We start from the raw sequence: 20,155 nt of genomic DNA, 5'->3' as shown, positions 1-20,155 counted from the left end.
AAAGGCACATGGCTACTATCCCTACTCAAAATGCGGTACCAAGCGAAGCAGCTCGCGACCTGAAATTTAACTCAGGAAAAATTGACGAGTTCGTGACATCAAAAGCGCTGGAATATTTTGATCGCTTTGGTGAAAGCCACCTGACCATAGAAGGCATGCGCTGGATGGTCGAGCGGGTTATTGAAACCTTTAAGGTGGATATGAACGAAGCGATCATTGCCGCTGGATATATCCCTATGGATAGCTTCCAGCAGGGCGCGGAAATAACAAAGCGTAATGAGATTCTGCGCGATGAAACCACCGGTGAATATTACCGCTGGGATGGTGATTTACCAAAATCAGTTCCGGCAGGGTCGATACCTGAGTCTGTCGGTGGAGTTGGTGCAGGAAAATGGGTTGGGGTTGGTGATGCCAGTCTGCGATCGGAGATTAACAAAGGAAGATTTAAATATTCAGATGCCGAGTCTGTCTACTACGTTCCTGGATTCGTATTTGATGATACTACCGATAACCGTGATGTTGCATTTTCATACCCTGGCAAGATTTACATTCCTGATGGGGTGACCATCCGGGTTAACTTTCTTCCTTCTGACGATGTGCGAAAATTCGTCGGTGAAGGGAAGTTGATAGTGAAAAATCAGTGGTACGGAAATGATATTATTTTTGATATCGGCCAGGCGACAAATGGTAACAAAAAGTCATTTTCAGGTGCGCTGTATCAGGAGATTCGCGATCAGTCACTCACGACAATCGGCATCGTTGGTGATTCTATTACTGATGGGGCGTGGGGAAAACAAGACTGGAGCTCACCGGCGACAGACGGAACGGCCGCGCGTAATCTTAAATCACCAGTGAATTACAATCACTCTGATAATGGTGGGTCTCATTCATGGGCTGCGCACTGGATGATGCTGCTTAATACGGTGCAGTCACGTTACGGCACGACTCCGATATTCCAGGTGTATAACGCATCGCTGTCAGGGGCTAAATTGTCTGACGGCTGGGGTTACCGAAATTTTGATTACGGATTTTTTGGTAATGAAGCCTATGGCAGTAAACCACCTGAGCTTTGCCTGCTTGCCATGGGCTGGAATGATGCATTTACTGATATTGATACTTACCGTGATCAGATAGATATGTTTGTGCGGAAGGCGTGGGGCTATGGCTGTGCTGTGGCGATTGTTACCGTAAATGACAATGACCCTAACCGGATCGGATTTGAACGAGCCACCAAGAAAGAAATGTGCGGCAGACTCGGTATTGAATACTATGACCTCGGTGAAACTCTGACGGAAAACAGTAATATAAACATGTACAGTCAGAAACTGTACTACGTCAAAGGTGACAAAACATGGGATGATGTTCACCCGCAGGAGCTGGGTCAAATGAGCATGGGCAATGCGATGTTTATGCAGACTCTCGGTGAGAAGTATGTAAGGCATGTGAAGCCGGGTGATGTTATGAACAGTGTGGCGGTAGACCGATACTGGAGTGCGATCACTTATCCGTCAGGGTTGTCTCTTAAGCCAAAATATTCTTCTGTTGGCGGGACTCCGGTGCTGGAAAAAATAAAGTACCTTCCAAGCGTGACAAGCCCAAAAGAAAACGTGACATTTACCACGCTTGTTTACTGTGAGAATGACGGTACGTCTCTCGTGGTTCTGGAACCATGGAATGCGCATACACAGGCCATGGTCGATGCCACTCACATTACAGTTGAAAGCCCTGTCGGAATAACACTGCCTTCATCAGGGGCACACAAAGACAGGAATGACCTAATTAACAGTTTTACCCGCGTGTTATTTGGTTACGCCGCATCGCAATATTTTGGTAAGGAAAGAACGCTCAGTACGTATTGCGGGCAAATGAGAAAAGGACTCAATAAAATAACAATCACATACGGCGGACGCCCTGAACAGGCGTTTTATCCGTGTCTGAAATTTGGTAACGTGCACAGCGACGGGGTGTCAATACCCAATGTGCGTTTGTCAGCAGTTGGAAGTATGACAAAGCCGACATTACTAATGACCAGGTCTCAAAATATTAGTGATGAAATAATTACTGATATTATGAGTGGTGACAGATTGTCATCTGTTCCAAATTCATATCTCTATCCAGGCAGTGTCATTGGAAAATTCAGGTCTGCCAGCGGAATGAAAAAGAACTGCTACGCCGCTCTTAATTATGACCCCTTGCTAAATACTGGTGTACTTGTTGGATGCGCTTCTGATGGAAGGCTGGCAATAGGAACATGGAATAAAGGCGAGCCAACAGACTGGCTGTTTTTATCCGGTTCTACAGATTTTGAGTCAAAACCTTTTGTAGTTTGGATTTATTCATCCGTATCGAATAGCAAGTATTCATTTATGGTTAAAACAGATGATGGCAGGATTAATTCAGCTGCTTTTTACTCATCCGTGGAAACATCGGGATATGTTGGCGTGTTCAACCGAGGAGCCGGTGATTCCATTGTCGAGTTTGATTTTGAATTAATCACCACAAAGGTGTGATTTACTCCTTCTCATACTCAAACCCGCGCGGAAACCTTTTCCCGATCTCCCTGTAGTGCTCCAGTCTCTCTCTGAAGTACGGGCGTAAATGCTCGGGCTGCTGTTTTTCTGTTTCGTACAGATCATACGGCAGTCCGAGTCTTTCTTTGTACGCGATACCGGATGCGGCTAAATCGGCATTAATTTTGTCTTTTTCGTCTTGGGGGAGGTTAGCGATATTGTGCATGTTGGTTACCTGTTACTTTGAGATTTCATCAATATAGTCAGCGAACCACTGCATCATATTTCTGCGCTGATCAAGGTATTCGGCATGGTTATAGATGCCGCGTATTGCGTTACGGTCAACGTGAGCAAGCTGGCGCTCTATCAGGTCACGGTCAAATCCGTTTTCATTAAGTATAGTGCTGAACTGGTGCCGGAATCCGTGACCGCTTGCTATTCCGTCAAAACCTATTTGCCGGATCACCAGTAATACAGCATTTTCACTTATTGGCTTTCTTTTATCATTTCTTCCGGGGAAAACAAGGTCTGACATTCCTGATGTCATAGGCTTGATTTGCTCCATCAGCGCGAATACCTGATTTGACATCGGTACGACATGTGGCTTTCTGCTTTTCATCACTTCGGAAGATATGGTGATCACCTTGTTTTCAAAATCGACGTCTGACCATTGCATAGACCGGAGTTCTTTGGTTCTCAGCGCCGTGTATTGCAAAACCTGTGTGGCTATCTTGCTGATGGTACTGCCGGAGAAAGTCGATAGCGCTTTGTTAAAGGCGGGTATCTGTTCTTTGGTGAGGAATGGGTAGTGCTTTTTCCGGTACCCGCGTTCGGCATCAACTAGGTCTGGCGCAGGGTTGTATTTAGATCGCCCTGTTATAACCGCATACCGGAATACCTCCCCGCAGCGACGGCGGGCTTTGCTCGCTCTTTCCATTGCGCCACGGCTCTCGAAGTGGCGTATCACGTCTACAACACGTAGTGGATCCATTGATGCAATGTCTTCTCCGCCGATAATCGGCAAGACATCATCATTAAACATGGATAACATTTCTTTTCTGTAACCGGCAGACCAGACCTCTTTTTTAAACTCGTACCACTCACGGAAAACGCGTTCAAAAGTTATGATGCTTTCTTCTTGTGATGCTTCTTTCTTTGTTTCCAGCGATCCGCCGGTGGCAAGGATTGATTTTGCTGAGGCGTGAAGCTTACGGGCTTCTATTAATGACATTTCCGGATACGAGCCGATGACATGAGTTTGCTCTTTACCGTCTTTGCGATACCGGAAACGCCAGATTTTCCCGCCACCTTTTGAGATAAAAAGAAATAGACCGCCGCTATCTGACAATCGATATGACTTTTCTTTCGGCTTGGCCGCTTCTATCTGTTTTATTGTCAGCATGTGGGCACCTTTGGTTTGATTCTGTTTTGATGCCCACAAATATGCCCGCAAAATTATGGTTCAGTCAAGTAACGTGCGGTTATGTCTGGTAACAGTGAATTCGGTGAAGTGCTGATTTTTCAAGGGAGATTGGTAACGGAGGGTAATGCGAGGTTATTCGGTCTTGGTGTCCCCTGCAGGAATCGAACCTGCAATTAGCCCTTAGGAGGGGCTTGTTATATCCATTTAACTAAGAGGACATGATGCCCGGCTGTATAGCCGGATTTACGGCGGGTCATATGTTACCGCTCAACCCCGTATTCTATCAAGTCTTTATTTCCGCTTTGTTTTTTCCGGTTTCCGGTTACTGGTGTATTTTTTGCCGGATACATCTGTTCAGGGTGTACAGATTATGTACATTCTTTGCGGAATGCCGGGGAACGGACGGTTCTCCCGGCTATCTTTTGGTAACCTGTTGTTTTAGCCACTGAATAAAAATATCTGCTTTCGGGTTACGCTTGTCGCCGAGCATCGCAAAATAATATCGCTGCCGGCATGTCAGTGAAATGTCCCCGAAAGGCATCACCAGCATTTTGCTCCTAATACGTTTTTCTACCAGTTGCTTACGTCCCATCGCGACACCGGCATGATTCATCGCGGCCACAATTGCCAGGTCTGAACGATCAAAACAGAGATTACGCCGGTGAGGGAATAAATCAGGCTGATAGTGTTCACTCCATGCTTTCCATTCGTCGTAATCGGAGTTACTGCTCCATGCCTGGCGGTCATGTAATAACATGCAGTTCCTGAGCTGATGAAGATTGTTATGCAGATCATAACGCTCTGCATATTCGGGGCTGCATACCGGCACAATGGATTCTGACATCAAATCTTCGCAATAGAGATTCGGTCTTGACATATCATCGTAATAAATTGCGATATCAATACCATAGCCGCGAAAATTAACCTCGTCATTACCTGTTAACAGGTTCAGCTGAATAGCGGGGTACTGCTCTGTAAAATCCGCTATGCCCGGAATCAGCCAGCATTGTGCGAGTGACGGGCGGGAATAAACGGTTAATTCACCGGAGATTTCCTGAGTCTTGATATCAATAATTTCCTGGTTGATATCATCCAGGTTTTTTCGTAAGGCCCAGTATATACGCTCACCATCTGACGTGAGTTCAATACGGCGGTGAAAACGTTCAAATAACCGGAAGCCCAGTTCGCTTTCAAGCATATTGATGCGGTGACTGACCGCACCGGGTGTCAGCGCCAGTTCCTGTGCTGCCAGTGCAAATGAGCTGTGCCGTGCCGCAGCTTCAAACGTATGCAGGCGTGATAACTGATGACTCGATACCCGTTTGTTTCGCCGCAGGAATCCTGATGGTTCATACGGATTCATATTCGATGTCATATCATCTCTCTTTTTTATTATGCGGACGTATTTTTCATAAAGAATACCGCGCTTAAGATGAATTGATATGATGCAATTCACGAAAAAATTACTTAATTTGACGAATATCACGCATTTGGATTAACTGAGCTAACCCAACGCCCCGCTTTCATCGTTTGTCACCCCTGAATATTTATTATCCAATAAAACCACAACAACAATACAGTCAGGGGTAGGATATGGACTCTACAATGTGGATGATCGGTACGCTGGTTTTCAGTATCTTGCTGATCATTATTTCAATTATTAAATTTAAGTTTCACCCGTTTTTAGCACTGCTGCTCACCAGCTTTTTTGTCGGGATCGCCATGAAAATGAATCCGCTGGAGATGGTCAGTGCCATCGAAGACGGGATTGGCGGGACACTCGGATTTTTGGCGGCGATTATCGGACTGGGAACGATACTCGGAAAGATGATGGAAATATCCGGCGCTGCCGAGCGAATCGGGATTACGCTGGAAAAATGCCGCTGGTTAAGCCCCGATGTCACCATGATCCTTATCGGTCTTATCTGTGGTATCACGCTGTTTGTCGAGGTCGGGGTTGTATTGCTTATCCCGCTGGCGTTTTCGATCGCCAAAAAAACAAATACGTCATTATTAAAACTGGCGATTCCGTTATGCACCGCGCTGATGGCCGTGCACTGTATTATTCCGCCGCACCCGGCGGCGTTGTTTGTCACGAATGAACTCGGTGCGGATATCGGAACGGTGATTGTGGCCGGGTTAGCTGTGGGGTTGGTTGCATCGCTGATTGGCGGGCCGTTGTTCCTGAAATTCCTTGGCGATCGTTTACCGTTCAAGGTCGTACCGGCTGCGTTTGCTGACCTGAAGGTACGTGAAGAAAAAGACTTACCGTCATTAGGTGCATCGTTATTTACGGTTCTGCTGCCGATTGTGCTCATGCTGGTTAAAACAACCGCAGATCTGAACATGAGTAAAGATAATCCGTTACTCACCTTTTTACAGTTTATCGGTAATCCGATAACCGCCATGTTTATCGCTGCGTTTGCCGCTTATTACATGCTGGGTATCCGCCGCAATATGGGAATGAGCGTTCTGCTCAGTAAGACGGAAGAGAGCTTTAGCTCGATTGCAAATATCTTATTAATCATCGGGGCCGGTGGTGCATTCAACGGCATCCTGAAAGGCAGCGGACTGAGTGATTCTCTGGCACTGGTGTTGTCCGGTATCGATATGCACCCGATTTTACTGGCCTGGCTGGTGGCTATTATTCTTCATGCCGCAGTCGGCTCTGCCACTGTCGCCATGATGGGCGCAACCGCGATTGTGGCTCCGCTGATGCCGCTGTATCCCCATATCAGCCCTGAAATTATGACCCTGGCTATCGGCTCCGGGGCAATCGGCTGCACCATCGTGACCGATTCCTTATTCTGGCTGGTGAAACAATATTGTAATGCCACGCTGGCTGAAACATTCCGTTATTACAGTGTTGCCACGCTGATTGCGTCAGTTGTCGCGCTGGCAGGTACCTTTGCACTTTCATTTGTGATTTAAAAGAGACTAATGATGACTCAGATTAATATTGAAAAGCTTATTGCTGATTACCCTTTGGTACAGGAACTGATTGATTTAAAACCGGTTACATGGTTTAACCCTGATGTGACCACCACAGAGGCCGGTTTACCGTACGTGGGATTGACGCTCGACGATGTAAAAGATGCGGAAGCCCGCTTAAACCGCTTTGCACCGTATCTGATGAAAGCATTTCCTGAAACGCAGGCTATGAAAGGCATTATTGAGTCTGACACAGTCGCGATTCCTGATATGCAGGCCGCTCTTGAGGCGCGTTATCAGACACCGGTAGCCGGAAAAATGTTTCTTAAGAAAGACAGCCATCTGCCGATTTCCGGCTCGATAAAAGCGCGCGGCGGTATCTATGAAGTGCTTACCCATGCGGAAAAATTAGCGCTGGAAGCAGGGTTACTGTCAACCGGTGATGATTATGCGGTGTTATTCTCCGAAAAATTCCGGCAGTTTTTCAGTCAATATCGTATTGCCGTCGGGTCAACGGGTAACTTAGGGATGTCCATCGGTATTATGAGTGCAAAACTTGGCTTCAGTGTCAGTGTGCACATGTCTGCCGATGCCAGACAATGGAAAAAAGATAAATTACGTTCTCATGGTGTGAATGTTGTTGAATATGAACAGGATTACAGCATTGCGGTGGAGCAGGGGCGCAAAGAGGCAGAAAAAGATCCATCCTGTTTCTTTATCGATGATGAAAACTCCGTCACGCTCTTTTTAGGTTATGCGGTTGCGGGTCTGCGGCTGAAAAAACAATTTGCTGAAAAGGGAATGACAGTCGATGAACAGCATCCGCTGTTTGTGTATTTACCCTGCGGTGTCGGCGGAGGCCCCGGCGGTGTTGCGTTCGGGTTAAAACTGGCATTTGGTGATGCGGTGCATTGCCTGTTTGCTGAACCGACACACTCGCCGTGCATGCTGCTCGGGGTGCATACCGGTCTTCATGATGCAATCTCGGTTCAGGAAATCGGCATTGACAATATTACCGCTGCTGATGGCCTCGCGGTCGGCCGGGCATCAGGATTTGTCGGCCGGGCAATGGAACGGCTGCTCGACGGGTATTATACGATTGACGACGCAGAAATGTATAACCTGTTGGGGTTACTTGATCAGACCGAAGCGATCAGGCTGGAGCCTTCTGCTTTAGCGGGTATGCCGGGGTGTGTGCATGTGACCCGGAATGAAGCGTATTTACAGGCTAACGCGCTGACACCGGAAGTGATGGCAAATGCCACGCATCTGGTCTGGGCCACCGGCGGCGGAATGGTTCCTGAGGACGAAATGGAGAAATACTTATCTCAGGCCAAAAGCAACTGATAACGTGGTGATAGTCTGAACAGACCGGAACCGGTGCTATAAATGCCGGTTCCGGTATCCGGTGATTATTTCCGGCTCATTTCCTGTGATTTTTCGATCGCGCTGCGGACACCGGCGATAACGGACTGACGCAGACCGGTTTCCTCCAGTTTTATCACCGCTTCAATCGTGGTACCGCCGGGAGAGCAGACCATATCTTTCAGTTCACCCGGATGTTTACCGGTTTCCAGCACCATTTTGGCAGATCCCATCACGGTTTGTGCCGCAAACTCATAGGCCTGTTTGCGCGGCATACCACCTGCCACTGCCGCATCGGCCATCGCTTCAATAAACATAAAAACATAAGCGGGAGCGGAGCCGCTGACGCCGATCACGGCATCAATCAGTGATTCGGGAACCCGTTCGGCACGGCCGAAACTGCGGCACAGCGACATAACCAGCTCAGTTTCTTCATCAGACAGAAAAGCATTGACGGTGACTGATGTCATACCTGCATTGACCAGAGCGGGGGTGTTCGGCATCAGGCGGACAACTTTGGCCTGTGACGGCAGAGCAGCTTCCAGGGTTTCCAGTGTGACACCGGCGGCCATCGAAACAATAAGGGTATTCTGTTTCAGGCAGGGCGAAATATCCCGTAATACGCCGGGTACGGCATACGGTTTTACACCTATAAAAATAATATCGGATTGTTCCGCTACACGCTGAGCGTGCGATTCACCATGAACACCGAATTCCTGAGCCACACGGTCAGTACTGGCCGGGCTGTGGTTATGCACAAAAACAGTATCAGGGCTGATAATTTTTCCTGAAATCAGGCCATTAAGGATTGCTTTTCCCATATTTCCGCAACCAATAAATCCGATTTTTTTATTCATGATGGCTCCTGTATTGCCTGTAAAGACTGACCGGAAGAGCAGGATACCACTCTGCGCCGCCGGGGTAACCCGGTAATTTAGGCATGATTTACATACACAAATATACAAAATCCGGGTAATATTGACCTATTATAGATACGTGAAAGTGTAAAATTTGCTCACGTTTTGGCATGGAGAATCATATGAAGTATCAGGTTAGTGGCCTGACACTTGCTGCGGTGCTGCTGATTGGCGGGTGCGCAAGTTCGGATCAGACATCGGGAACGCGCAGTGATCCGCTTGAAGGGTTTAACCGCACAATGTTCGATTTTAACTATAATGTGCTGGATCCTTATGTGCTCAGACCTGTTGCGATGGCGTGGCGTGATTATGTGCCGGAACCGGCACGAAACGGTACCATCAACTTCCTCGGCAATCTCGAAGAACCGGCCAGTATGGTCAACAATTTTCTGCGCGGTGATTTTTATCAGGGATTCAAGCATTTTAACCGCTTTTTCCTGAATACAGTCTTCGGACTGGGCGGCTTGATTGATGTTGCGTCGATGGCGAACCCTGAGCTGGCAAAAACAGAACCTGCCCGTTTTGGTAATACCTTAGGAAACTACGGCGTCGGGTACGGGCCTTATGTGGTTATCCCTGGCTATGGCGGCTGGACTCCGCGTGTGGATGGTGGTGACTGGCTGGATACCACGTATCCGATGCTGAGTTATCTGACTATCTGGATGGGGGTCGGTAAATGGGCTATCGAAGGTATTGATAACCGTGCACAGGCACTGGATGCGGAAGGTGTGCTGCATAATTCCAGCGATCCGTATCTGATGATGCGTGAAGCCTATTTCCAGCGTAACGATTTCCTGGCGTCAGGCGGAGAACTGAAGGTACAGGAAAACCCGAACGCGGCAGCGATTGCGGATGATTTGGATTCTATCGACAGCGAATAATGTGCCGGTACAGATACAGATACAGATAAAGAAAAAGTTCTGGTCAGTGACCAGAACTTTTTTTATGTACGCAACCGGGAAAAATCAGAAGCTGTAGTTAAAGTTAACGCCGTATAACCAGGCTTTACCGGAGGAGCTGAATTCGTAATTAGGTAATTTAGCTGCGACTGGACCTAATTCTTTCTTCTGTTCATCACTGAGCAGAGATTCTGAAATATTAACTTTGCGTCCGTGCATATAGGCAACACCGACATCAACCGAGGTATCTTTGTTGAAAGCGTAGGTTGAACCCAGGCTGAACCAGATACGATCCTGATCTGGGATAGAGATGGAACGGTTATTCGCCGGTACAGGACTGTCATCAAAGGCAATACCGCCACGGAAAGTCCAGTTATCGTCATGATAGTAGGTGGTACCTAATGCGACACGGTAGGCATTACTAAAACCTTCATGCTTTGTAAATAATGCTTTTCCGCCCGGGTTATCTTTAGGTACTGCTCTCAGCTCTTTAAATTCACTCCAGCCGGTATAGGCCAAGGTATAGTGTACGGCCCATTTTGGTGCAACACGGTGATAAGCAGAAAATTCCCATATGTCAGGGAGGTTAAGATCAAGTTTTCCTTTTCCGCTCGAACCAATTAATGGTAGGTCATTCGTATAGTCGCCATCCTTAAATTTCACTTTCACTTTTGAGCGATATGTCAAGCTGAGACGATTATCCTTGTCCAGCTCATATAGCATACCGGCATTCCAGCCGTAGCCCCAGCCATCACCTTTCAGGGTTGATGCATTTGTATTTGCCGGCAGGGCAGGGAAATGCGGATTAATGAGTGGCGCCATCGGGCCAAGTTCACCGATATGACGGGAAATCTCGGCATCAGCATAAACTGCATTTAGACCCAGGCCGAAACTGAAATTGTCATTCAGACGATAAGCACCAGCCATATTAAAATTAACAGTCTTCAGGTCTGTTTTTCCGCCAATCAGGCCGGCTGCATAGTCATCTTTAAATTCTGTTGCCAGACCAAAGTTTGAGGTAGCAGATGCACCAAAAAACCATTTTTCATTGATTGGAGTAATAAAATGCAGGTTCGGGACAACTGCGCTTGGTGCAATATCTTTGGCATCAGTGCTGTTGCCGGTCAGCGGGGATTTTCCGCTGATATCTACTGACGGGTTGATCAGGATCGCACCGGCGGACATGGACGGACGATCAAATAATGTCATTGCTGCCGGGTTGCGGCTGCCGACACTGGCATCATCTGCCACGGCACCTTCCCCTGAAAACGCACGTCCGAGTGCAGACGTGGAATATTCATTTAATTGAAAACCCGCAGCAAAAGCGTGTGTTGCTGTTAATGAAACTGCCACTGCCAATGCTGAACGAGTGAACAGGTTTTTCTGGTTCATGACCAAAACCCTCTTGTTTATTTTGTTTATGTACTACTTTGGTAGTCAGAAGTAGCGCTGGATTGTATGTTTGCTTGTGGATATGACAAATCAGACCAGTTGAGAGAGTATAGAATCAGAACACTTAAATGTTATTTTTTTGTACTGAAATAAGCGGATTGAGATGCAAAAATGCGATTTAGATTACAATATTTTAACATTTATGGTTTTTTTAAGGCCGAAAAGTGGCTTTAGCCCGAGTAGATCAAACATTAGATTGAATTATTATGGTTTACTTTGATAAATGGTATGATTCAGTACTAATACTGCAGGCTATTTTTAACTAACGGGAGACTGAAATGGCTGACGAAAAAAAACTGTGCAGCGCAGAAGAAACCTCAGCATGCTGCTGTGTGGATGTAGGCACTATTATTGATAACGAAAGCTGCACCTCTTCTTTCGAGCGCGTATTTGCATCTAAAGCCGATGCTGAGCAGATGATGGCAACACTGACTGCCAAAGCAAATGCAGCTGCATCTGAACCATGCAAAATCCACAGCGAATATAAAGAAACGGCTGACGGCGTTGAGCTGAAAGCGGATTTCACTTTCAGCTGCCAGGCTGAAACATTGATCTTTGAACTGGGTCTGCGTTAATTCATCAGAATAATACGCAAACTGAATTCAGGCCTCCGGTAAATACGGGGGCCTTTTTTATTACCTTCTGCTATACAAAAAGTTTATTTCCCTGAGCAACCTCGCACTTTTCAGTTATTCACATTGCGTGAATGCAACATGATGTTAACAATATCATCAGGTCAGACCACCGGCGGTTCGTGATAACCTCTCATCATGTAAGGATGAACGAATGAAGCAGGCACAGGCAGAGCGTATTGCAATTGTTGACGGATTACGGACACCGTTTGCCCGTCAGTCCACGGTATACCGTGATATTCCTGCGGTTGAACTGGGCCGGGCTGTGGTGCAGGAACTTCTTTTCCGTCAGTCATTTCCGGCAGAACTGGTTGATCTTGTCGTTTTCGGTCAGGTGATACAAATGCCTGCCGCACCCAATATCGCCCGCGAAATTGTTCTCAGTGCCGGATTGCCGGTGACAACGGATGCGTACTCGGTGACCCGTGCCTGCGCCACCAGTTTTCAGGCGATTGCCAATGCGGCGCAGGCAATACAATGCGGGCAGAGTCAGATTGCGGTGGCGGGCGGGGCGGACTCGGCGTCTGTCCTGCCGATTGGCGTGTCACGTAAACTGGCAGGGGTATTACTGGATCTCAGTAAAGCCCGGTCAGTCTCTCAGAAGCTCCGGTTACTGGCGGCTCTGCGGCCGCGGGACCTCCTGCCTGTGGCTCCGGCGGTGGCTGAATATTCCACTGGTCTGCGTATGGGCGATACTGCTGAGCAGATGGCGAAGCGTTACCATATCAGCCGTGAAGCGCAGGATGCGTTTGCGCATCAGTCACATCTGGCTGCCACACAGGCGTGGACATCCGGTGTGCTGCGCGATGAAGTGATGATCGCCCGTTTTCCGCCGTTCAGTCAGGTCTGTGAAGAAGACAATACATTACGGAAAAATTCGCTGGCCGGCAGTTATGCCCAACTGAAACCGGCATTTGATAAACGCCACGGCACAGTCACCGCAGCAAACAGCACGCCACTGACAGACGGTGCGGCCGCTGTGCTGATGATGACAGAAACCAGAGCCCGGGAACTCGGGCTGACCCCGCTGGGGTTTCTGCGCAGCTATGCATTTACGGGCAATACCGTTCAGGAAGATATGCTGCTGGGACCATCTTATGCCGCACCGGAAGCTCTCTATCGTGCCGGGCTGACATTATCTGACCTGACGCTGATTGATATGCATGAAGCCTTTGCCGCTCAGGTTCTGACTAACCTGCATTGCTTTGCCAGCGGGGACTTTGCCCGTGAAAAACTTAACCGGACATCGGCAATTGGTGAAGTGGACCCGGCGCGGTTTAATGTGCTCGGCGGATCGATTGCTTACGGACACCCTTTTGCGGCAACCGGTGCCCGGATGGTGACACAGACACTGCGGGAACTGAAGCGGCGGGGTGGCGGTTTTGCAATGACTACGGCTTGCGCCGCGGGCGGTCTTGGTGTGGCGATGATCTGGGAAACGGAATAAGACGGGAGACTGATGATGACACAGCATGATGAAACACCTTCTGCTTTCCGCCTGACAGTGCGTCCGGATCACACCGGCGTTATCACCATTGATGTCCCCGGTGAGAAAGTAAATACCCTGAAGGCTGAATTCGCTGAACAGTTCGAAGCGGTGCTGCGGGATGCCCGCAAAATTCCGGGACTGCGGGCGATGGTGATTATCTCCGGCAAGCCGGATACCTTTATTGCCGGGGCGGATATTCATATGATTGCCGGGTGTACTGAGGCTTCACAGGCTCAGGCGCTTTCTGAATCCGGGCAACGGTTATTTAATCTGATTGAAAATTATCCGCTGCCGGTTGTTGCCGCTATTCACGGCAGTTGTCTCGGAGGCGGGCTGGAACTGGCTATGGCCTGCCGCAGTCGTGTTGTCTCCGACAGCGATAAAACCCGGCTCGGTCTGCCGGAAGTTCAGCTGGGGCTGTTGCCCGGTTCCGGCGGTACACAGCGTCTTCCTGCACTGATCGGGCTGACGGCGGCTCTGGATATGATGCTGACCGGGCGGCAGTTGCGGGCAAAACAAGCCGTTAAAATACGGCTGGCCGATGATATTGTACCGCCGGAAATTTTACTGGAAACAGCGGTTGCCCGCGCATTGTCGGCAAATCCGGCACAGCGTGCTCCGGTGCCGTTCCGGCAAAAAATAATGAAAATGAAAGGGATACGGGATATCCTTTTCCGTATAATCCGCAAACAGGTTCGCCGCCGTACCCGCGGGCACTATCCGGCGGCTGAGCAAATTATTGATGTGGTACAGTGCGGACAGGAAAAAGGGCGGGATGCCGGGTTTAACGCCGAGGCGGCTGCATTTGGTAAACTGGCGGTCACACCGGTATCCGGCGCACTCCGCCATCTCTTTTTTGCCTCAACAGCGCTGAAAAAAGATATAGCGGATGGCGTAAAACCAGCAGAATTACACCATGTGGCAGTGCTGGGTGGCGGGCTGATGGGCGCCGGAATAGCCGCAATCACCTGCCAGCGTGCCGGGTTGCCGGTCAGAATTAAAGATGTTTCACAGGAGGGAGTCAGTAAAGCACTGGCCTTTTTCTGGCAGCATCTGAGCAGGCAGGTGAAACGCAGACGTCTTTCCCCGCGTGAGCGGACACAACTGATGCACGGAATGACCGGCACCACGGATTACAGAGGATTTCACCGTATTGATTTTGTGGCGGAAGCGGTTTTTGAATCCCTGTCACTCAAACAGCAAATGATCGCGGAAACAGAAGCCGTGACACCTCCGGATACTATTTTTGCCTCGAATACCTCGTCACTGCCCATTCGTGATATTGCCGCAAAGGCGTCACGACCTGAGAAAATCATCGGACTGCACTATTTCAGCCCGGCCGAAAAAATGCCGCTGGCGGAAATTATTCCTCATGAGGGCACCGATGCGGTAACACTGGCGACCACATTGCAACTGGCGCGAAAACAGGGAAAAACAGCGATTGTGGTCGGTGATAAAGCAGGATTTTATGTCAACCGCATCCTGGCGCCGTATATTACGGAAGCTCTGCATTGTCTGGTTGAAGGTGAACCGGCAGAAAAAATCGACAAGGCTCTGACAGGTTTCGGCTTTCCGTTAGGGCCGGTAGCACTGCTGGATGAAGTGGGGATCGATGTCGGCACCAAAATTATGCCGGTACTGGAGACCGCATTTGGTGAGCGGTTTGCACTGCCGCCGCAGCTGGATGCCCTTTTCCGCGATAACCGTCTGGGGAAGAAAAACAAACGCGGTTTTTATGATTACACACCAGTACCGTGGTGGAAACGCTGTGGCCGGAAGACACCGCGTAAAGCTGACAAACAGATCTATCCGCTGCTGGGTATTACCGTGCGGGAACGCCTGACACCACAGGAAATCACAGAGCGCTGCCTGATGATGATGCTCAATGAAGCCGTGAGGGCACTGGATGAACAGGTTATCCGTTCCCCGGCAGACGGCGATATCGGCGCGGTCTTCGGTATCGGTTTTCCGCCGTTCCTTGGCGGGCCGTTTTACTATATGGACAGCCTGTCCGCCGCCGTTATGACAGAAAAACTGACAGCACTGGCTGCCCGTTACGGTGATCGTTTCATGCCGTGTGAGGCGTTACAGCAACGTGCAGCGGATAAGCGCCGGTTTTACTGAGAAATTACGGTGAGACGGCAGTGAATTGTTTTATTTTTCTGAACAGGTTCTGAACAAAATTCAGGTTTATCTCTGTGCTGAATCATTTTAATTATGATTAATTTGAGGCAGAATGCCTCTCATCTCCCCTGACGGGGACGCAGAAATAACGATAATTTTAAACAGATCATTCTTTGATGTGATACGGCCCGAGGATTCAGATATGACCGTATCCGTCCTGTTCAGACGGTGACATATGCAAGTATTTATTATGCGACATGGCGATGCTGCTTTGCAGGCTGCCAGTGATTCAGTACGACCCCTTACCGGTAAAGGGATAACCGATTCCCGCAGCATGGCAAAATGGCTTGCCGGGCAGGATATCCTGACAGATACCGTTCTGGTCAGTCCGTATCTGCGGGCAGAGCAGACACTGACCGAAATTCGTGATGATCTCAATTTACCGGCGCAGGAAGAGGTAATGCCGGGACTGACTCCTTCAGGAAATGCGGAAAGCGTGGCGGATTATATCCGCTATCTGGCGGAGGAAGGACGCAAAGGGGTGCTGGTGGTATCGCATCTGCCGCTGGTCGGTTACCTGGTGGCGGCATTGTGTCCGCAGGAGACGGCACCGATGTTTGCAACATCCTCTGTTGCCTGTATCGAGCTGGATAATAACGGACGCGGCACACTGCTCTGGCACCGCGGTCCCGGACAGACTGACTGATTACTCGCGCCGGGCGGTTTCAGCAATTTCAATCAGCAGCAGTAATGCCGCAGTACCGCCCCATTCCTTGGGCGCCTGGTGAAAGGCAATCACATCCGGGTGTTGTGCCAGCCATAATGGTGTTTGTTGCTTCAGGACATGTTTGCCGTGCCCGTGCATAATACAGACACAATAGGTGTTTTCACGGCGGGCCGCGGCTATCAGTGCACCAATTTCCTGTTTGGCCTGAAGCTGGGTCAGTCCGTGCAGATCCAAAAACAGTTCCGGCACGTAATCTCCGCGCCGCAGTTTTTTCAGTTCATACGGGCTGGCATTTTCCCGCAGATAACGCGCAGGGCCGTCCATATCCAGGTTCGGACGGTATTCATCAGAGAAATAAAAACTGGCATCAACCTGGTCCTGCAACAGCCGTTCCGGCGCAATTTTTGTCACACCGGCCCGTGATTTCGGGTGCACCACAATATCCTGTCTGATTTTACGCGTCCCGCTGATGGCCTCTTTAAACAGATTCAGGTCATCATCAGTCAGGGGTGTCTTCTTTTTCATAACATCTCATCACTGATTATTTTCCATAGTGTAACCGATTTTTTTAAGGATGTTGACGCTATACTGCCGGTCACAACTGACAAAAACTGCCGGAAAATTGCCGTGCATTTCACAAGATATGCTGATTTAGCAGCGACTTCATGGCAAACTACGCTATCAGATATTTTCTTTTGTTTTACCCCGCCGGAGGCACTTTGGATAAAATTTACGTTGATGAAGCCGTCAGTGAGCTTCACACGCTGCAGGATATACTGCGCTGGGCAATGAGCCGTTTTAATGCCGCGAACATCTACTATGGCCACGGCACAGATAATGCCTGGGATGAAGCCCTCCAGCTGGTACTGCCGACACTGTTTCTGCCTCTGGATTTACCCGCTGAGCTGTATCAGTCACGACTGACTTCCTCAGAGCGTCACCGCATTGTTGAACGTGTGCTGCGCCGGATCACCGAGCGTGTGCCGGTGCCGTATCTGACCAACCGGTCCTGGTTCTGCGGTCACGAATTTTATGTTGATGAGCGCGTGCTGATCCCGCGTTCGCCGATTGGTGAGCTGATTAATAATCACTTTGCCGGTTTACTGGATTCCGAACCGGAAGCAATTCTGGATCTGTGTACCGGCAGCGGCTGTATCGCAATTGCCTGCGCTTATGAGTTCCCGGACGCAGAAGTCGATGCGGCAGACATTTCCGCCGATGTGCTGGAAGTCACAGAAATGAACATTGAAAATCACGGGTTATCTCATCGTGTCGTTCCGATGCGTTCAGATTTGTTTAACGATCTGCCGGCAGTGAAGTATGACCTGATTGTCACCAATCCGCCGTATGTCGATGCGGAAGACATGAGTGATTTACCGGATGAATTCCGCGTTGAGCCTGAACTGGCGCTGGCTGCAGGCAGTGATGGTCTGAAACTGGTTCGCCGTATTCTCGCAAATGCCCCGGATTATATGTCAGAAGATGCGGTGCTGATTTGTGAAGTCGGTAACAGTCAGGTACATCTGATGGCCGAATTCCCGGAAGTGCCGTTTATCTGGCTGTCGTTTGAAAACGGGGGTGACGGTGTCTTTATGTTAACTCGTGATCAATTAGCAGAACATCATGACGCTTTTAAACTTTTCAAATAACCGTTCCTCATGTAGGAATAGAAGCATAAAAACAGGTTAAAACCATTCACTTGCACACAATCAGAGACAGGAAAACACGATGGCCGGAAACAGTATCGGCGAACTTTTTCGCGTAACCACCTTTGGTGAATCACATGGCCCGGCGCTGGGTTGTATTGTTGACGGCGTCCCGCCGGGACTGGCGCTGACAGAAGCTGATATGCAGATTGATCTCGATCGCCGCCGTCCGGGCACATCGCGCTATACCACACAGCGTCGTGAGCCGGATCAGGTCAGAATTCTGTCAGGGGTATTTGAAGGAAAAACCACCGGAACCAGTATCGGACTGCTGATTGAAAATACCGATCAGCGCTCACAGGATTACGGTGCCATCAAAGATCTCTTCCGGCCGGGACATGCGGATTACACGTATGAGCAGAAGTACGGCTTTCGTGATTACCGCGGCGGCGGTCGCTCATCAGCCCGTGAAACGGCAATGCGCGTGGCGGCGGGGGCTATCGCTAAAAAGTATCTGCACGAAAAATTCGGTGTGACAGTCCGTGCCTGCCTGACTCAGATGGGGGATATTACATGTGATATCCGCGACTGGGCTCTGGCAGAGCAAAATCCGTTTTTCTGTCCTGATGAACGTCAGCTGGAGGCGCTGGATGAATTACTGCGCGGCCTGAAAAAAGAAGGGGATTCCATCGGTGCGAAAGTCACGGTTGTGGCGGAAAACGTCCCGGCGGGTCTGGGTGAACCGGTCTTTGATCGTCTTGATGCAGATCTGGCGCATGCGCTGATGAGTATCAATGCGGTAAAAGGTGTTGAAATCGGAGACGGCTTCGGCGTGGTTAACCTCAAAGGCAGCGAAAACCGGGATGAAATCTATCAGACCGGTTTTACCAGCAATCACGCGGGCGGCATTCTCGGCGGCATCAGCAGCGGCCAGCCAATCATCGCACATATTGCCCTGAAACCGACATCGTCGATTACCGTTCCCGGTAATACGCTGAACCGGCAGGGCGAAGAGGTGGCTATGATCACCAAAGGGCGTCATGACCCCTGTGTCGGGATACGTGCTGTGCCGATTGCCGAAGCGATGACAGCGATAGTGCTGCTCGATCACCTTCTGCGTCACCGCGGACAATGTGCGGATGTCACACCGCCGTTACCGGCCTGGTCATGATTTAAACTGGCGTCCCGGGTATTGTGCCCGGGGTTTTATTGGCAGGTAAAAAATGGAATGGTTTCAGTTCGGTGTTGAAATCTATGTATTGCTGTTCTTTGTTGCTCTGATTGCCGGATTTATTGATGCAATCGCCGGCGGAGGCGGGTTACTGACAATCCCGGCATTGCTGGCGGTCGGCGTACCGCCGGTGCAGGCTCTGGCGACCAACAAATTGCAGGCGGTCGGCGGCTCTTTCTCTGCCAGTTTCTATTTTGTCCGGCGCAAAGCGGTGGATCTTGCCGGGCAGCGGGTTCCGATAGTGATGACGCTGATTGGCGCGGTTATCGGCTCCGGGCTGGTGCAGTTTGTGAATCCGGAATTTCTCCGTCAGTTGCTGCCGCTGCTGGTTATTGCCATCGGTCTCTATTTCCTGCTGACGCCGTCCATTGGTGCTGCGGATCAGAAACAGCGCCTGATGCCGTTTGCCTTTGGCTGTACCGCCGGTATCGGGATCGGTTTTTATGACGGCGTTTTCGGCCCGGGGGCAGGCTCTTTCTACGCGCTGGCGTATGTGACACTGGCCGGTTTTAACCTGGCGAAAGCCACAGCACACGCCAAAGTCCTCAATTTTGCATCCAACGTCGGGTCACTCTCATTCTTTATTTTCAGCGGTCACGTTATCTGGCTGATGGGCTTTGCTATGCTGGGCGGACAACTTATCGGTGCACGCCTCGGTGCCCGTATGGTGCTGAGCCGCGGACAAAAACTGATCCGCCCGATGCTGGTAACTGTCTCTTTCCTGATGAGCATCAAACTGCTTTATGACAATCACGGTGATACTATCAGTACGTGGCTGTCTCAGCTTTCTTAATTTTTATTAGTGGTTT

17 protein-coding genes and 1 tRNA gene are annotated in these 20,155 nt (G+C 49.6%); 11 read left to right on the top strand and 7 right to left on the bottom strand.

All coding sequences use genetic code 11. The features are described 5' to 3' along the window. Positions 1-8: 8 nt before the first annotated feature. Positions 9-2,510: a hypothetical protein gene (locus tag AAZR23_RS07870; RefSeq protein ID WP_434691663.1), complete on the top strand. Its 2,502-nt coding sequence runs from the start codon at positions 9-11 to the stop codon at positions 2,508-2,510. A 1-nt stretch (position 2,511) separates the two neighbouring features. Here AAZR23_RS07870 and AAZR23_RS07865 read toward each other — a convergent pair whose 3' ends face one another. From AAZR23_RS07865 to dsdC, 4 genes are all read right to left on the bottom strand, one after another. Next, positions 2,512-2,736 carry a DNA polymerase III subunit theta gene (locus AAZR23_RS07865; RefSeq protein ID WP_434691660.1) on the bottom strand — a complete coding sequence of 75 codons (225 nt, stop codon included), beginning with the start codon at positions 2,734-2,736 and terminating at the stop codon, positions 2,512-2,514. A gap of 12 nt (positions 2,737-2,748) precedes the next feature. Beyond that, the gene (locus tag AAZR23_RS07860; protein ID WP_434691659.1) at positions 2,749-3,912 is read right to left on the bottom strand and encodes a tyrosine-type recombinase/integrase; all 1,164 of its coding nucleotides are present in this window, start codon (positions 3,910-3,912) and stop codon (positions 2,749-2,751) included. Positions 3,913-4,076: 164 nt separating this feature from the next. Beyond that, positions 4,077-4,151: transfer RNA gene (locus tag AAZR23_RS07855), tRNA-Arg, on the bottom strand. 197 nt (positions 4,152-4,348) lie between these two features. Next, positions 4,349-5,308: a DNA-binding transcriptional regulator DsdC gene (gene dsdC, locus AAZR23_RS07850; protein ID WP_434691656.1), complete on the bottom strand. Its 960-nt coding sequence runs from the start codon at positions 5,306-5,308 to the stop codon at positions 4,349-4,351. A gap of 218 nt (positions 5,309-5,526) precedes the next feature. On the opposite strand from dsdC, the gene dsdX reads away from it, so the two are divergent. Both dsdX and AAZR23_RS07840 read left to right on the top strand, forming a co-directional pair. Then, complete coding sequence (gene dsdX, locus AAZR23_RS07845) at positions 5,527-6,864, top strand: D-serine transporter DsdX (protein WP_046893983.1); 1,338 nt, start codon at positions 5,527-5,529, stop codon at positions 6,862-6,864. A gap of 12 nt (positions 6,865-6,876) precedes the next feature. Continuing rightward, on the top strand, positions 6,877-8,211 hold the full coding sequence (locus AAZR23_RS07840) for a D-serine ammonia-lyase (RefSeq protein WP_434692428.1): 1,335 nt from the start codon (positions 6,877-6,879) through the stop codon (positions 8,209-8,211). 65 nt (positions 8,212-8,276) lie between these two features. Here the strand turns inward: AAZR23_RS07840 and proC are convergent, their stop codons facing one another. Further along, complete coding sequence (gene proC / locus AAZR23_RS07835; protein WP_434691653.1) at positions 8,277-9,086, bottom strand: pyrroline-5-carboxylate reductase; 810 nt, start codon at positions 9,084-9,086, stop codon at positions 8,277-8,279. A gap of 182 nt (positions 9,087-9,268) precedes the next feature. Here proC and mlaA point away from each other — a divergent pair, with 182 nt between their 5' ends. Beyond that, complete coding sequence (mlaA, locus tag AAZR23_RS07830; RefSeq protein ID WP_434691650.1) at positions 9,269-10,027, top strand: phospholipid-binding lipoprotein MlaA; 759 nt, start codon at positions 9,269-9,271, stop codon at positions 10,025-10,027. Between the two features lie 84 nt (positions 10,028-10,111). Here mlaA and fadL read toward each other — a convergent pair whose 3' ends face one another. After that, positions 10,112-11,437 carry a long-chain fatty acid transporter FadL gene (fadL, locus tag AAZR23_RS07825; protein WP_434691647.1) on the bottom strand — a complete coding sequence of 442 codons (1,326 nt, stop codon included), beginning with the start codon at positions 11,435-11,437 and terminating at the stop codon, positions 10,112-10,114. 338 nt (positions 11,438-11,775) lie between these two features. On the opposite strand from fadL, the gene AAZR23_RS07820 reads away from it, so the two are divergent. The 4 genes from AAZR23_RS07820 (at position 11,776) to sixA (ending at position 16,448) form a co-directional block, all read left to right on the top strand. Next, a complete protein-coding gene (locus tag AAZR23_RS07820) occupies positions 11,776-12,072 on the top strand; it encodes a YfcZ/YiiS family protein (protein WP_046893988.1) in 297 nt (98 codons plus the stop codon). A 211-nt stretch (positions 12,073-12,283) separates the two neighbouring features. Beyond that, positions 12,284-13,576: an acetyl-CoA C-acyltransferase FadI gene (gene fadI, locus AAZR23_RS07815; protein WP_166708124.1), complete on the top strand. Its 1,293-nt coding sequence runs from the start codon at positions 12,284-12,286 to the stop codon at positions 13,574-13,576. 12 nt (positions 13,577-13,588) lie between these two features. Further along, complete coding sequence (gene fadJ, locus AAZR23_RS07810) at positions 13,589-15,742, top strand: fatty acid oxidation complex subunit alpha FadJ (protein ID WP_434691642.1); 2,154 nt, start codon at positions 13,589-13,591, stop codon at positions 15,740-15,742. A gap of 235 nt (positions 15,743-15,977) precedes the next feature. Next, entirely contained in the window at positions 15,978-16,448 is a 471-nt protein-coding gene (sixA, locus tag AAZR23_RS07805; RefSeq protein WP_046893991.1) for a phosphohistidine phosphatase SixA, read from the top strand. On the opposite strand, the gene smrB is transcribed toward sixA, so the two are convergent. Beyond that, positions 16,449-16,994 carry an endonuclease SmrB gene (gene smrB, locus AAZR23_RS07800; RefSeq protein ID WP_025154914.1) on the bottom strand — a complete coding sequence of 182 codons (546 nt, stop codon included), beginning with the start codon at positions 16,992-16,994 and terminating at the stop codon, positions 16,449-16,451. Positions 16,995-17,188: 194 nt separating this feature from the next. Between smrB and prmB the strand changes: the two genes are divergently transcribed. The 3 genes from prmB (at position 17,189) to AAZR23_RS07785 (ending at position 20,139) form a co-directional block, all read left to right on the top strand. Beyond that, a complete protein-coding gene (gene prmB, locus AAZR23_RS07795; RefSeq protein ID WP_046893992.1) occupies positions 17,189-18,118 on the top strand; it encodes a 50S ribosomal protein L3 N(5)-glutamine methyltransferase in 930 nt (309 codons plus the stop codon). Positions 18,119-18,197: 79 nt separating this feature from the next. Then, complete coding sequence (aroC, locus tag AAZR23_RS07790; protein ID WP_371004468.1) at positions 18,198-19,286, top strand: chorismate synthase; 1,089 nt, start codon at positions 18,198-18,200, stop codon at positions 19,284-19,286. A 52-nt stretch (positions 19,287-19,338) separates the two neighbouring features. Next, a complete protein-coding gene (locus AAZR23_RS07785; RefSeq protein WP_046893994.1) occupies positions 19,339-20,139 on the top strand; it encodes a sulfite exporter TauE/SafE family protein in 801 nt (266 codons plus the stop codon). The last annotated feature ends 16 nt before the right edge of the window (positions 20,140-20,155 follow it).

The sequence above is a fragment of the Morganella sp. Je.2.23 genome, from assembly GCF_051129855.1.
In the GTDB taxonomy this organism is placed as follows: Bacteria; Pseudomonadota; Gammaproteobacteria; order Enterobacterales; family Enterobacteriaceae; genus Morganella; species Morganella sibonii.
Note: the sequence above shows the minus strand (reverse complement) of the source record. Positions and strands in the feature narration are given on the sequence as shown.

Bases quoted from the DNA above. Each gene is read 5' to 3' on its own strand.
- AAZR23_RS07870 (WP_434691663.1), top strand. From the start codon at position 9: ATGGCTACTATCCCTACTCAAAATGCGGTACCAAGCGAAGCAGCTCGC.
- AAZR23_RS07865 (WP_434691660.1), bottom strand. From the start codon at position 2,736: ATGCACAATATCGCTAACCTCCCCCAAGACGAAAAAGACAAAATTAAT.
- AAZR23_RS07860 (WP_434691659.1), bottom strand. From the start codon at position 3,912: ATGCTGACAATAAAACAGATAGAAGCGGCCAAGCCGAAAGAAAAGTCA.
- dsdC (WP_434691656.1), bottom strand. From the start codon at position 5,308: ATGACATCGAATATGAATCCGTATGAACCATCAGGATTCCTGCGGCGA.
- dsdX (WP_046893983.1), top strand. From the start codon at position 5,527: ATGGACTCTACAATGTGGATGATCGGTACGCTGGTTTTCAGTATCTTG.
- AAZR23_RS07840 (WP_434692428.1), top strand. From the start codon at position 6,877: ATGACTCAGATTAATATTGAAAAGCTTATTGCTGATTACCCTTTGGTA.
- proC (WP_434691653.1), bottom strand. From the start codon at position 9,086: ATGAATAAAAAAATCGGATTTATTGGTTGCGGAAATATGGGAAAAGCA.
- mlaA (WP_434691650.1), top strand. From the start codon at position 9,269: ATGAAGTATCAGGTTAGTGGCCTGACACTTGCTGCGGTGCTGCTGATT.
- fadL (WP_434691647.1), bottom strand. From the start codon at position 11,437: ATGAACCAGAAAAACCTGTTCACTCGTTCAGCATTGGCAGTGGCAGTT.
- AAZR23_RS07820 (WP_046893988.1), top strand. From the start codon at position 11,776: ATGGCTGACGAAAAAAAACTGTGCAGCGCAGAAGAAACCTCAGCATGC.
- fadI (WP_166708124.1), top strand. From the start codon at position 12,284: ATGAAGCAGGCACAGGCAGAGCGTATTGCAATTGTTGACGGATTACGG.
- fadJ (WP_434691642.1), top strand. From the start codon at position 13,589: ATGATGACACAGCATGATGAAACACCTTCTGCTTTCCGCCTGACAGTG.
- sixA (WP_046893991.1), top strand. From the start codon at position 15,978: ATGCAAGTATTTATTATGCGACATGGCGATGCTGCTTTGCAGGCTGCC.
- smrB (WP_025154914.1), bottom strand. From the start codon at position 16,994: ATGAAAAAGAAGACACCCCTGACTGATGATGACCTGAATCTGTTTAAA.
- aroC (WP_371004468.1), top strand. From the start codon at position 18,198: ATGGCCGGAAACAGTATCGGCGAACTTTTTCGCGTAACCACCTTTGGT.
- AAZR23_RS07785 (WP_046893994.1), top strand. From the start codon at position 19,339: ATGGAATGGTTTCAGTTCGGTGTTGAAATCTATGTATTGCTGTTCTTT.